Source organism: Stenotrophomonas acidaminiphila (genome assembly GCA_002951995.1).
GTDB lineage: Bacteria > Pseudomonadota > Gammaproteobacteria > Xanthomonadales > Xanthomonadaceae > Stenotrophomonas > Stenotrophomonas acidaminiphila_A.
Genome location: CP019797.1, coordinates 2,423,367 through 2,436,544 on the forward strand (window position 1 = coordinate 2,423,367; position 13,178 = coordinate 2,436,544).

Genomic DNA, 13,178 nt, shown 5'->3' on the forward strand with positions numbered 1-13,178 from the left:
CGCGCGCGCTGGACCGCGCGCCGGCCGGCGGCGACGCGGCGGCCGCAGTCCGCCGTGCCGGCGCGCTTACGCCTCGGCGGCGACGAAGCCGCCGGTCTGGCGCGCCCACAGCCGCGCGTACAGGCCGTTGGCGGCGATCAGCCCGGCATGGGTACCGGTCTCGACGATGCGGCCGTGGTCCATCACCACCAGCCGGTCCATGCGCGCGATGGTCGACAGGCGGTGGGCGATGGCGATCACCGTCTTGCCGCCCATCAGTTCGTCCAGGCTTTCCTGGATCGCCGCTTCCACCTCCGAATCCAGCGCCGAGGTCGCCTCGTCCAGCACCAGGATCGGTGCGTCCTTGAGCAGCACGCGGGCAATGGCGATGCGCTGGCGCTGGCCACCGGAAAGCTTCACCCCGCGCTCGCCGACATGCGCGTCGTAGCCGCTGCGGCCCTCGCTGTCGCGCAGCTCGGCGATGAAGTCGGCGGCACGTGCCTTGGCCACGGCCGCGCGCAGCTGTTCTTCGCTGGCGTCGGGGCGGCCGTACAGCAGGTTCTCGCGGATGGAGCGGTGCAGCAGCGAGGTGTCCTGGGTGACCACGCCCACCTGCGCGCGCAGCGAGTCCTGCTGCACCGTGGCGATGTCCACGCCATCGATGAGGATGCGGCCACGCTCGACGTCGTGGAACCGCAGCAGCAGGTTGACCAGGGTGGACTTGCCCGCGCCGGAGCGCCCGACCAGGCCGATCTTCTCGCCGGCGCGCACGTGCAGGTCCAGCCCCTCGATCACCCCGTGGTGCTTGCCGTAGTGGAACGACACGCCCTCGAAACGGATGTCGCCGCCGACCGCGCTCAGCGCCGGGGCACCGGGCGCGTCGTCCACGGTGGGCGGCAGCGAGATCGAATTGATGCCGTCGTGCACGGTGCCGATGTTCTCGAACAGCGCCGACAGTTCCCACATGATCCACTGCGACATGCCCAGCATGCGCAGCACCAGCGCCACCGCCACCGCCACAGAACCGGCGCTCACCGCGCCGCCGTGCCACAGCCACAGGCCCAGCGCCACCGCGGAGAACAGCAGCAGCATGTTCAACGCGTACAGCAGCGAGTAGACGCGCGTGGCCAGCCGCATCTGCGGGTGCACCTTGTCCAGGAAGCCGCCCATCGCCTCGCGCGCGTAGGCCTGCTCGCGCCGCGAATGCGAGAACAGTTTGACCGTGGCGATGTTGGTGTAACTGTCCACGATGCGCCCGGTCATTTCCGAGCGCGCGTCGGCCTGCTCGCGCGAAATACGCTCCATGCGCGGCACGAAATGCCACATCAGCAGCGCATAGCCGACCAGCCAGGCCACGAACGGCAGCATCATCCGCCAGTCGGCGGCGCCGGCCACCGCCAGTGTGCCGATGAAGAACACCAGCACGTAGTTGCCGATGTCGAACAGCTTGACCACCGTCTCGCGCACCGCCAGCGAGGTCTGCATCAGCTTGGTGGCGATGCGCCCGGCGAATTCATCCTGGAAGTAGCCCATCGACTGCCGCAGCAGGTAACGATGCACGCTCCAGCGGATGCGCATGGGGAAGTTGCCGAGCAGGGTCTGGTGCTGCACCAGCGAGTTGAGCAGCACCAGCAGCGGCAGCGCCACCACCACCAGCAGCCCCATCCACAGCAGGCGCCGGCCTTCGGCGTCGAGGAAGGTGGCCGGGGTGCTGGCGCCGAGTCGGTCCACCAGCGCGCCGACATAGGCATACAGCGCCAGCTCGGCCACGGCGATGCCGGCCGTGGTCAGCGCCATCAGCACCAGCCACTTTTCCGCGCCGCGCGTGTAGTGCCGGCAGAACGCATAGAGCCCGCGCGGCGGCTGCGCCGGCGGATCGGACGGGAACGGATCGAGGCGGGATTCGAACCAACGGAACATGGAGACGGGCCAGCGGACGGACGGGGCCTGTCATTGTCGCGTATCCCCGCGGCGCAGGGGGCTGGGCGGGCGCCGGTGCCCCGCCAGGCCTTGACGATGCCTGGCCCGCGCGGGCGGCAACCAGACGCCAATGGGCCGGGACGCAGGGGCAACCGGCCCGTCCACCGGTTCCGCATGCAGCACCGCGGGGAACCGCTGCCCTGCGGCACTGCATGGCTGGTGGACGGCACGTTCGCAGCCAGTACGCATCCCGATGGCGATGGCATGGCGCTTTCCACCCTGCCGGCTGGAAGCCGGGACCGCAATGAATCGATAATCGGCGCCGATGCGCGACGCCGCACCGGCGCCCGCGGACACGGCAGTTGAATCGACACTCATGGAAAGGAGACGGCAATGCGTTGGTGGACACTGCTTCTCATCGCGGCCGGGCTGGCGGGCGGCTACAACTGGTGGAGCCAGCGCGCGCCTGGCGGCGTCGCGCCGGCAACGGCAACGGCAGGCATCGACGGCTTCGTCGCGGTGGAAATGCCGACAGGCACACCGCGTGACACGGTGCTGGTGCTGGCGCCGCCCAACTGCCCGTCCGAGCAGGCACAGCGGGCCGAAGCCCTCATCCGCGAGCTGACCGACATCGGCATCCCGGTGAAGCACGGCAGTTCCTTTTCCTTCAACATCGAAAACCCCAGCCCGGAACAGCGCGCTGCCGTGGACCGCACCGTCGAGGTGTTCCAGCAGGGCGCGCCCGCGGTCTTCATCAATGGCATGGGCATGTCCAATCCCACCACGTCGCAGGTCGTGGCGGTCTACCGCAGCACCCGCGGCGGTTAGGCGCGCGCAGGAAGAACGCGACCGCCGACGGAAACCGGGCAACCCGGCCTGCCATCAGGCTGACGCCGGGCCGGTCCACGACCGCCCCGGCGCCGGCCACGGCGCACGGCCTCCATCACCGGCAGGCCACACGAACACGGCCCCACCGCGGCATGCGTACACACGAGCGGACGCGGGAGCGGCAGGCCCGCACGCCCTGCCGCGCATCGGCATGCCACGGTGCAGGCGCCGCTCCGGCACCGACCATCACGGCGTCGTCGGCACCAGCAGCAGGTCCTGGAAGTCGAAACTGAAGTCGGTGAGCGAGGAGACCGCCTGCATGCGCACGTCGCGTACCTTGCCGTCCGGGTCGAGACTGAAGTTGACGAAGGCGTCGGCGTTGAGCGAGCGGTTGTCCCAGCGCACGATGAAAGTGTCGTGCTGCCAGTGCTCCATCGTGCCGACCAGCTCGGCGGTGGCGCCGAAGCGCAGGCGCAGGGCACCGCCCTTCTGCTCGACGTGCACGTCCCCGTACCACGCATCGCGATAGGTGCCCGCATAGCGCGGCAGCGGCAGCGATGGCCGGCTCTTCGCATCGCGCGCGGCGAGGTGCTTCTGCCAGCCTGCGTCGGCATTGTCCTGCGCCTTGGCCACGCCCGCGGCGTAGGCGGCCACCCAGTCGTGCGCGGGCGCGCCCAGCATCGCGTCGAGCACGCTCATGGTGATGGCATTGAATGCCGCGCCGGATTCCTGGTTGGTGAGCACCACCACGCCCAGCTTCTGCTCGGGCACCAGGGTCAGCCGCGACACCTGCCCCGGCCAGCCGCCGGTATGCCAGACCAGCTTCTGCCCGCGGTAGTCACTCAGGCTCCAGCCTTCGCCGTAGCCGGCGAAGTTGGGCCTGGCCGGCGCCAGTTCCGGCACCGATGGCGCGGGCACCACCTGCGGGATCTGCATCTGCCACATCTGCTGCTGGGTCTTTTCCGAAAACAGCGGTGTGCCATCGGCCAGCCTGCCGCCGGCCAGCTGCACGTTCATCCACAACGCCAGGTCATGCACGCTGGAATAGAGGCCGCCGGCGCCGGCGTTGTTGGACCAGGTCAGCGGTGCCACCGGGCGCAGGTCCCTGAAGTCGAACTTGGCGTGGCCGACGGCGGCCTTGTCGCCGGGCTTCAGGTGGTCGGCGTTGTAGCGGGTACCCGCCATGCCGACCTTGTCGAAGATGCGCTGCTGCAGGAAATCGGCGAAGGACTGGCCGGATACCGTCTCGATCACCTGCTGCGCCACCGCGTAGAGGATGTTGTCGTAGGCGTAGCGGTCGCGGAAGCCATTCTTCAGCGGCACGTGCGCCAGCCGCGCCACCACCTCGGCGTTGCTGTAGGTGGTGGTCGGCCAGAACAGCAGGTCGCCGGCCCCCAGGCTCAAACCGCTGCGGTGCGAGAGCAGGTCGCGGATGCGCATCTCGCCGGTCACGTACGGGTCGGACATGCGGAAACCGGGCAGGTGGTCGACCACCCGGTCGCTCATCTTCAGCTTGCCTTCCTCGGCCAGCAGGTTCAGCGCGGTGGCGGTGAAGGCCTTGGTGTTGGAGGCGATCGCGAACAGGGTATCGGCCTGTACCGGTTCGGGCTTGCCGATCTCGCGCAGGCCCCAGCCGCGCTCCAGCACCACCTTGCCGTCCTTGACCACCGCCACCGCCACGCCCGGCACGTCGAACTGCTGACGCACCCGCTCGACCGTGGCATCGAGCTGCTGCAGTTCCGCCGGCATCGCCGCCTCCTGTGCGTCCGCCACCTGTGCCGCCATGCCCATCGCGAGCACCAGCCCGCTCCCCAGCCACTTGTTCAATGCGTTCTCCCTCGGGATCGATGCCGGCAGGCCGGCCTTCTCGCGATGGTAACGCGGCCACCGCCACCCTCGCCTTCCACGCCATCGGAGCCCCGCCATGGATCTCGCCGCCGCGACCACCACCACCCTCGTCCCGTGCCTGCGCTACCGCGATGCACCGGCGGCGATCGACTGGCTGTGCCGCGCCTTCGGCTTCCAGCGCCACGCCGTCTACCAGGACGGAGCCACCGTCCACCATGCGCAGCTGGTGTTCGGCAACGGCATGGTGATGCTGGGTTCGGTACAGCCCGGCGCCTGGGGCAGCCACATGATCCAACCCGACGAGGTGGGCGGCATGCAGACCCAGAGCACCTGCGTGGTGGTCAGCGACGCCGACGCCCATTACGCGCGCGCGACCGCGGCCGGCGCGGAGATCGTCATCGACATCGCCGACCAGGACTATGGCGGCCGCGGCTATGCGTGCCGCGACCCGGAAGGCCACCTGTGGTGGTTCGGCAGCTACGACCCGTGGAAGGCGCAGGCAACCTAGGCCGGCGACCGCGTGGCCGCGCGGCGCCGCGATGCAGGCGCGGCGTGCCGGTAGAATCGCCGCGATGACGCCCCGCCCCGCCGCCACCGCCGACCTGTTCGCCCGCGCGCCCGGGGCGGCCGCCGCCATGCCGGGCGTGCACGTCGGCATCGGCGGCTGGACCTACGCGCCCTGGCGCGGCGGCATGTTCTACCCGCCCGGGCTGGTGCAGCGGCGCGAGCTGGAGTACGCCAGCCGCCAGCTGACCGCCATCGAGATCAACAGCACCTATTACGGCACGCAGAAGCCGGCCATCTACGCCGGCTGGCGCGACGCCACCCCGGACGGCTTCGTGTTCTCGGCCAAGGCGCCCAAGCGCATCACCGGCGCGCGGCGGCTGGCCGGCACCGGCGCGCAGGTGGAGGACTTCATCGCCGGCATCGCCACACTGGGCGACCGGCTGGGGCCGCTGGTCTGGCAGTTCGAGGCCGGGCGCACGCTGGACCGCGACGACCTTGCCGCCTTCCTCGAACTGCTGCCACCACAGGTGGCGGGCCGGCCACAACGGCATGCGCTGGAGATCCGCGATCCGGCGGTGCTCGATGCCGCGCTGGTGGCGCTGGCGCGGCAGCGCGGGATGGCACTGGTGTTCACCGATTCGCCGGACCACCCCAACGCCGCCGACCTGTGCGCCGACTTCGTCTACGCGCGGCTGATGCGCAGCCGCGACGAATGCGCCAGCGGTTACCCGCTGGCGGAACTGGCGCGCTGGGCCGCGCGCATCGGCGACTGGCGGCAGGGCCGCGACCCGCACGAGCTGCCGCACGCCAGCCCGGTCGTTGCCGCTTCCGCGCCACGCGAGGTGTTCGTCTATTTCATCGGCGCGGCCAAGCACCGCAATCCGGCCGCGGCACGCCAACTGCTGCACCTGCTGGGCGGAAACTGAAGCATCCACTGCAGCGCCGGCAACGCACATCGGCGACAATCCGCGGATGTCCAGTCCCGATACACGCAAGGCCCTGCTGCAGATCCACTTCTGCGTACTGCTGTGGGGCGTGACCGCCATCCTCGGCAAGCTCATCACCCTGCCCGCGCTGCCGCTGGTGTGGTGGCGCATGCTGCTGGTGGTGGCGATGCTGGCGCTGCTGCCACGGGTGTGGCGCGGCCTGTCGGCGCTGACGCCGCGGCTGGCGCTGGGCTACTGCGGCGTCGGCGCATTGGTGGCGTTGCACTGGCTCACCTTCTATGGCGCGGTGAAGCTGGCCAACGCCTCGGTGGCGGCCACCTGCATCGCGCTGGCGCCGGTGTTCACCGCCATCGTCGAACCATGGATCGCCCGGCGGCCGTTCCAGCCGCGCGAGCTGGCCTTCGGCCTGGCGGTACTGCCGGGCGTGGCGCTGGTGGTGGGTGGCGTGCCCCATGGCATGCGCCTCGGGGTGGCGGTGGGCGCCTTGTCGGCGCTGCTGGTGGCGGTGTTCGGCTCGTTCAACAAGCGCCTGGTCAGCCATGCCGACCCATTGACCGTCACCGCGCTGGAGCTGGGCGCCGGCACCCTCACCCTGACCCTGCTGGCACCGGCCCTGCCACTGCTGCTGCCCGCCCTGGCCAGTGACCTGTGGGTGATCCCCGGCCTGCACGACGGCATCCTGCTGCTGGTGCTGGCGGGCCTGTGCACACTGCTGCCGTTCGCGCTGGCGCTGGTGGCCCTGCGCCACCTCAGCGCCTACACCGTGCAGCTGGTGACCAACCTGGAGCCGGTCTACGCGATCGTGCTGGCGATGCTGTTCCTGGGCGAACAGCGCGAACTCACGCCGCTGTTCTACCTGGGCGTGGCCATCATCATCGGCGCGGTGTTCCTGCACCCGCTGCTCAACCGCGCGCGGCCCGCCCCCGCGGCCGGCGCGCAGCCGTGACAGCCGCCCTCATCCCGCGACCACCACCCGGTCGCGGCCCTGCGCCTTGGCCTGGTAGAGCGCCGCATCGGCACGGCGCAGCGTTTCCTGGGCTGATTCGCCGGCGCGCTGCGCCGCCAGTCCGATACTGATGGTGACCGGCAAACCCAGTGGCAGGTGCGCCACCGCCTGGCGCAGGTACTGGCACTGCAGTTCGGCCTGGGCCAGCGGCGTGCGCGGCATCAGGATCACGAATTCCTCGCCGCCATAGCGGGCTGCCATGCCGCGCCCGGCGAACTGCGCCCGCAGCACGCCGGCCAGCTCGACCAGCACCCGGTCGCCCTCGGTGTGGCCGTGGATGTCGTTGACCTGCTTGAAGTGGTCGATATCGACGATGGCCACGGCCGGCGGCACGCCGGCATCCCGCGCGATCGCCTCCGCCAGTGCCGAGGACAACGCGCGCCGGTTCGGCAGCCCGGTCAGCGGATCGGTGCGGGTCTGCTCGGACAGTTCCAGGTTCTGCTGTTCCAACTGCACGTAATACTGGGCCAGGCGCGCCTCGTACCAGTCGTGCTCGCTCTGGTGGTGGTCGATGCGGCGGCGCAGGCGGCGCATTTCCAGCAGCCGCGACACCTGCCGCGACAACGCCTGCAGTGCCTGCTTCTGGGTGTCGGCAAGCTGCCCGGGGTTCGTATCGAACACGCACAGCGTGCCCAGCGCGAAGCCATCGCTGCTCAACAACGGCGCGCCGGCGTAAAAGCGGATGAACGGGTCGTCGGTGACCGAGGGATTGCCACGGAAACGCGCGTCCTGCAGCGCGTCCTCGACCACGGTCAGGTCGGCCGGCCGCAGGATGGCATGGGCGCAGAACGCCTCCTCACGCGGGGTCTGCTCGCCGTCCATTCCCTGCAGCGACTTGAACCACTGGCGCTCGTCGTCGATCAGCGACACCGCGCCCATCGACGTGCCGCAGATCGCGCGGGCGATGGTCACCAGGTCATCGAACGCCTGTTCGCGCGGGTATCGAGGATGCGGTAACGCTGCAGTGCGGCAAGCCGTTCGGCTTCGTTGGTGGGAAGGGCGGGCTTGATCATCCAGGTCCGGGCCTGTGCCTTGCGCGTAGCGGAAACAGGGCGAGTCTAGCCTCACCCCGCCGCAGTCAGCGCGGCGAACCGGTCACACTTCACCACTCCCGCTGCTGCGGCAGCAGCCCGCGCAGTTCCTGCTCGGTGAGGTTGCGCCACTGGCCGGGCTTGAGCGCGCCGATCTTGATGTTGTCGATGCGCACCCGGCGCAACTGGGTGACGCGGTAGCCGAAGGCGGCGGCCATCAGCCGGATCTGGCGGTTCAGCCCCTGCTGCAGCACGATGCGGAAGCCGAACTTGGCGATGCGGGTGGCGCGGCACGGCAGCGTCATCTGGTCGTGGATGCGCACGCCGCGCGCCATGCCGCGCAGGAACTCCTCGGTGACCGGCTTGTTCACCGCCACCAAGTACTCCTTCTGGTGGCCGTTCTCGGCGCGCAGGATCTGGTTGACGATGTCGCCGTTGCTGGTCATCAGGATCAGGCCTTCCGAATCCTTGTCCAGGCGCCCGATCGGGAAGATGCGCTGCTCATGGCCGACGAAGTCGACGATGTTGCCCTTGACCGCGCTCTCGGTGGTGCAGGTGATGCCCACCGGCTTGTTCAGCGCGATGTACACGTGCCTGCGGCCGGTGCTCTTCTGCACCGCGCGCGCGCGCAGCGGCTGCCCATCGACGCGTACCTCGTCGCCCTCGCCAACCACCGCGCCGGTGCCGGCCACCGTGCCGTTGACGGTCACGCGGCGGGCGCCGATCAGGCGGTCGGCCTCGCGGCGGGAACAGAAGCCGGATTCGGCGATGTGCTTGTTGAGTCGGGTCGTCATCGACCCATTATCCGCCATCGCCCGGGGCGGCGGACAGCGCGGCGGTATCGTCGCCGGCGGCGACCACGCGGTCGCGGCCGCCGCGCTTGGCCTGGTACATGGCATTGTCGGCACGCCGCAGCAGCGCGGTCAGGTCGTCGCCCTGCGCGAGCATTTCCGCCAGGCCGATGCTGACCGTGACCACGAGGCCGTCGTGGCGCAGGTCGGCCGCCTGCCGCGCGATCTTCTCGCGCAACTGCTCCAGCCGCGGCAGCGCCACCTCGGCGCGGGTACCCGGCAACAGCACCAGGAACTCCTCGCCGCCCATGCGGATGACGTCGTCGCGGTCACGCACCGCGGCGAGCAGCGCATTGGCCACCGACACCAGCACCGCATCGCCGACCTCGTGGCCGAAGCGGTCGTTGATCTGCTTGAACAGGTCGATGTCGAGGAAGCCGATCGACAGCGGCAGGCCGTCCTTGCGCGCGCGCAGCATGTGGCGCTCGAGCTGGCGCAGGCCGGCGCGGCGGTTGGGCAGCCCGGTCAGCGCATCGGTGTCGGCCAGCTGGCGCATCTCGTCGCGCTGCTGGCGCAGGTTGCCGAGCCGGCGGTTGAGGCCGTAGGCATACATCATCAGGAACCAGGTCACCGACAGCTGCACCGCCTCGACCCGGAACCGCACCAGTTCGCGGCTGCCGGCCATGTCGGCCAGGGCCATCAGCAGCAACGGCGCCACCGCGGCGATGCCGTCCACCGCCTGGTAGTCGCCGCGGCGCAGCGACGCGATACCGGCCACCAGCGCCAGCACGCAGACCAGGGTGAAAGCGTGGTCCAGGGTGGCGGCCACCCATGCCAGCCCCGCCCACGGCAACAGCGGCGTGACCAGCGCCAGCAGCATCAGCAACAGCGCAAGGCGCCGCACCCACGGGCGCGAGCGCGGCCAGGTCTGCAGTCCGCCGCACAGCCGCCACAGCACCCAGCCCATCACCCCGATGCTCAACGCCGAGGCCGACACCATCCACCACGAGGCCAGGCTGCCCACCGGCAGCCAGGGTTCGGGGTAGCCACTCAGCCCGCTGAGCACCGACTGCCACACCACCAGCAGGGCGGTGGCCAGCGTGTACACCAGGAAATCGCGGTCGCGGGTGGTGAAGAAGCCCATCAGCGCCGACAGCGCCAGGGCAATGGCGATGGCGATGCAGGCGGTGCGCACCAGCAGGCGCATGGTGTCGATCTGCTGCACCGGGCTGGGCGCGCCGAGCTGCAGCGTGGGAATGAAGCGCGCCTTGAGCGGCTTTTCCCAGGCCACCCGGATCGGCTCCATGTCGCCGGCCTTGGGCACCATGACCATGCCGATGCCGGCGCGGAAACGCGAGTCGCGGGTGCGCGCGTCCTGCATGTTGCCGCATATCTGCCGGTCGCCGTGGGAGATCATCACCTCGCCGGCGAACACGTTGAACACGTCCACGGCCTGCGGCGCGCCGGACCAGCCGCCGGCCGGCGCCGGAATCAGGATGCTGTCGCCCAGCCGCTCCAGCACGCCGGGCGGGCAGGCGCGGATCGGTGTTTGTTCGGCGGTCGGTTCGCCGATCAGCAGGTAATCATGGTCGAGTTGCGGGCGCTGCGCGAAGCTGGCCAGCGGCAGCAGCAACAGCAGCAGCGACAGCAGCCTCTGTCCCACCCTCACCCGCGCCCGCGCCCTCGCCCCACACCCCGCGATCACCATCCCTTCCCCTGCGCACACCCCATGCGTCGGCGATTATCGCATGCGGCCATTGCGCCGCCGTCACGCCGCTCCTGCTGCCGGAATCGCCGCCGGCAGTGGCGCGCACGCAGCCGCCGCCATGGCGGCCGGCCGCGTGCGCCGTGGCTCAGGCTCCGCGCGGACCGCGCGGTTTGAAGCCGCCCGGGCGACCGCCCGGGGCGCGCGGGCCACCGGGACGCCCGGCAGGCCGGGGGCCCTTGCCGAAGCGCGGCTTGAACCCCGGCGCGGCGCCCTGCGCCTCGCCCGGCTCCACCCTGCGCATGCGCAGTTGCTGGCCGGACACCCACACCTTCTGCAGGTGCTGCAGGGTGTCCGCGGGCATTTCCGCCGGCAGGTCGAGTACCGAGTGGTCGTCGTGGATATCGATGCGGCCGATGTAGCGGCTCTCCAGCCCGGCCTCGTTGGCGATGGCGCCGACGATGTTGGCCGGCTTCACGCCGTGCATGTGGCCGACCTCGATGCGGTAGGTCTCCATGCCGAATTCCGGCGCACCGCGCGGCGGCATTTCGCGCCGCTGGCGTGGCTCGAAGGCGCCTTCGGCACGTGCCGCGCGCTCGCCGTCATCGGCCTGCGGGGCACGCTCGAAGCGCGGCTCGAAACGCGCCGGACGTTCACCGCGGTCCTCGCGCTGGCGCGGGAAACCGCCATCGCGCGCCGGGCGCTCGCCGCGGCCGGCCGGCGGCTCGCGGCGCTCGCGCACCGGCGGCGCCAGCAGGAACGGGGCGTCGCCCTGCAGCAGGCGCGCCAGCGCCGCGGCGATCTCCACCGCCGGCACGTTGTGCTCATTCTCGTAACGCTGCACCAGGTCGCGGTAGAAATCGGTGTCGCCGTCGGCCAGGGTCTGGCTGATGCGTTCCATGAACTTGGCCACGCGGTGGTCGTTGACCGCGTCCACGCTTGGCAGCTGCATTTCCTCGATCGGCTGCCGGGTGGCGCGCTCGATCTGGCGCAGCATGCCCTTCTCGCGCGGGGTGACGAACAGGATCGCCTCGCCGCTGCGCCCGGCGCGGCCGGTACGGCCGATGCGGTGCACGTAGCTCTCGGTGTCGTACGGGATGTCGTAGTTCAGCACGTGGCTGATGCGCTCCACGTCCAGGCCGCGCGCGGCCACGTCGGTGGCGACCAGGACGTCGAGCTTGCCTTCCTTCAGCTGGCCGATGGTGCGCTCGCGCTGGGCCTGCTGCATGTCGCCGTTGATGGCGGCGGCGGCCAGGCCGCGCGCCTGCAGCTTCTCGGCAAGCTCCTCGGTGCCGGCCTTGGTGCGCGCGAAGATGATCATCGCGTCGAACGGCTCCACTTCCAGGATGCGGGTCAGCGCATCGAGCTTGTGCATGCCGCTTACCCACCAGTAGCGCTGGCGGATGTTGGCCGAGGTGGTGGTCTTGGAGGCGATGGTCACCTCCACCGGCTCGCGCAGGTAGGTCTGCGCGATGCGCCGGATCTGCGACGGCATGGTCGCCGAGAACAGCGCGACCTGGCGGCTCTCCGGCAGCTTCTTGAGCACCGCCTCGACGTCGTCGATGAAGCCCATGCGCAGCATTTCGTCGGCTTCGTCCAGCACCAGCGTCTTCAGCTCGGACAGGTCCAGGGTGCCGCGGTCCAGGTGGTCGATGACGCGACCGGGGGTACCGACCACGACGTGCACGCCGCGGCGCAGCGCCGACAGCTGCTGGCCATAGGGCTGGCCGCCGTACACCGGCAGCACCCGGAAGCCGGGCATCGACGCCGAATAGGTCTGGAACGCCTCGGCGACCTGGATGGCCAGCTCGCGGGTCGGGGCCAGCACCAGTACCTGCGGCTTGGTGGCGGAAAGATCGATGTTGGACAGCACCGGCAGCGCGAAGGCGCCGGTCTTGCCGGTACCGGTCTGCGCCTGGCCGAGCACGTCGCGGCCTTGCAGCATCGCCGGAATGGTGGCGGCCTGGATCGGCGACGGGGTTTCGTAGCCGACGGCGGCCACCGCCTTCATCACAGCGTCGGACAGGCCGAGGTCTGCGAACAGCAGCGGCGCGGGGATTCTTGGGACATGGGGACTCCGGGGGCACCGCGGCGAACGCAGCGGGCAGGAAAATGGGGCGTATTGTGCGCCTTGCGCGGCCCCCTGTCGAAAGCTGCCGATGGCATCCGTTCAGCTGCCCTCCCGGGCAGCCCCCGGCAGGTGGCCGTCGCGGCCGGTTCCCGCCAGGCACGGGCGAATCCCGGCCCCGGCACGGCGCGCGGTAAGGCGGCCACCGGCGGCACCGTGGCGCCGGCGGCCGCCGCCGGACGCTGGCCCGTGGGGCGGCCACCGCGGTTGCAGCGGTTCACGGCCGCGGCAGGCGATAATCGCCCCCTTTCCCCGCCGGCCTCCCCATGCAGACCATCGATTTCGAACTGGACCGCGAGTACGTGGAACTCAAGCAGTTGCTCAAGCTGACCGACCTGGTGGCCAGCGGCGGCGAAGCCAAGATGATCATCGGCGAGGGCCAGGTCCGGGTCGACGGCGCGGTCGAACTGCGCAAGGCCTGCAAGATCCGCGCGGGCCAGCAGGTGGAGCTGGGCGACGTGCGGATCCGGGTGCGCTGACGCCGGCTG

The 13,178-nt window shown here is 70.5% G+C and carries 10 protein-coding genes and 1 pseudogene; 5 read left to right on the forward strand and 6 right to left on the reverse strand.

Going from position 1 to position 13,178, the window contains the following annotated elements:
• Positions 1-66: 66 nt before the first annotated feature.
• Complete coding sequence (locus B1L07_10850; GenBank protein ID AUZ55501.1) at positions 67-1,899, reverse strand: multidrug ABC transporter ATP-binding protein; 1,833 nt, start codon at positions 1,897-1,899, stop codon at positions 67-69.
• A gap of 393 nt (positions 1,900-2,292) precedes the next feature.
• On the opposite strand from B1L07_10850, the gene B1L07_10855 reads away from it, so the two are divergent.
• Positions 2,293-2,727 carry a hypothetical protein gene (locus B1L07_10855; protein ID AUZ55502.1) on the forward strand — a complete coding sequence of 145 codons (435 nt, stop codon included), beginning with the start codon at positions 2,293-2,295 and terminating at the stop codon, positions 2,725-2,727.
• Positions 2,728-2,973: 246 nt separating this feature from the next.
• Here B1L07_10855 and B1L07_10860 read toward each other — a convergent pair whose 3' ends face one another.
• Entirely contained in the window at positions 2,974-4,518 is a 1,545-nt protein-coding gene (locus tag B1L07_10860) for a serine hydrolase (protein ID AUZ56556.1), read from the reverse strand.
• Between the two features lie 133 nt (positions 4,519-4,651).
• Here B1L07_10860 and B1L07_10865 point away from each other — a divergent pair, with 133 nt between their 5' ends.
• The 3 genes from B1L07_10865 to B1L07_10875 all read left to right on the forward strand — a co-directional run bounded on the left by B1L07_10865 (position 4,652) and on the right by B1L07_10875 (position 6,975).
• Positions 4,652-5,083 carry a glyoxalase gene (locus B1L07_10865; protein AUZ55503.1) on the forward strand — a complete coding sequence of 144 codons (432 nt, stop codon included), beginning with the start codon at positions 4,652-4,654 and terminating at the stop codon, positions 5,081-5,083.
• A gap of 64 nt (positions 5,084-5,147) precedes the next feature.
• Positions 5,148-6,008: a hypothetical protein gene (locus B1L07_10870; protein AUZ55504.1), complete on the forward strand. Its 861-nt coding sequence runs from the start codon at positions 5,148-5,150 to the stop codon at positions 6,006-6,008.
• Positions 6,009-6,054: 46 nt separating this feature from the next.
• Positions 6,055-6,975 carry an EamA family transporter gene (locus B1L07_10875; protein ID AUZ55505.1) on the forward strand — a complete coding sequence of 307 codons (921 nt, stop codon included), beginning with the start codon at positions 6,055-6,057 and terminating at the stop codon, positions 6,973-6,975.
• Between the two features lie 9 nt (positions 6,976-6,984).
• Here B1L07_10875 and B1L07_10880 read toward each other — a convergent pair.
• The 4 genes and pseudogenes from B1L07_10880 to B1L07_10895 form a co-directional block, all read right to left on the reverse strand.
• Positions 6,985-8,048: pseudogene (locus tag B1L07_10880) on the reverse strand (diguanylate cyclase).
• 89 nt (positions 8,049-8,137) lie between these two features.
• Positions 8,138-8,860: a 23S rRNA pseudouridine synthase F gene (locus B1L07_10885; protein ID AUZ55506.1), complete on the reverse strand. Its 723-nt coding sequence runs from the start codon at positions 8,858-8,860 to the stop codon at positions 8,138-8,140.
• A 7-nt stretch (positions 8,861-8,867) separates the two neighbouring features.
• On the reverse strand, positions 8,868-10,508 hold the full coding sequence (locus B1L07_10890; protein ID AUZ56557.1) for a diguanylate cyclase: 1,641 nt from the start codon (positions 10,506-10,508) through the stop codon (positions 8,868-8,870).
• 202 nt (positions 10,509-10,710) lie between these two features.
• Positions 10,711-12,573 (reverse strand): ATP-dependent RNA helicase, encoded by a 1,863-nt coding sequence (locus B1L07_10895; GenBank protein AUZ55507.1) that lies wholly within the window; start codon positions 12,571-12,573, stop codon positions 10,711-10,713.
• A gap of 383 nt (positions 12,574-12,956) precedes the next feature.
• Between B1L07_10895 and B1L07_10900 the strand changes: the two genes are divergently transcribed.
• Entirely contained in the window at positions 12,957-13,169 is a 213-nt protein-coding gene (locus B1L07_10900) for an RNA-binding protein (protein ID AUZ55508.1), read from the forward strand.
• Positions 13,170-13,178: the final 9 nt, after the last annotated feature.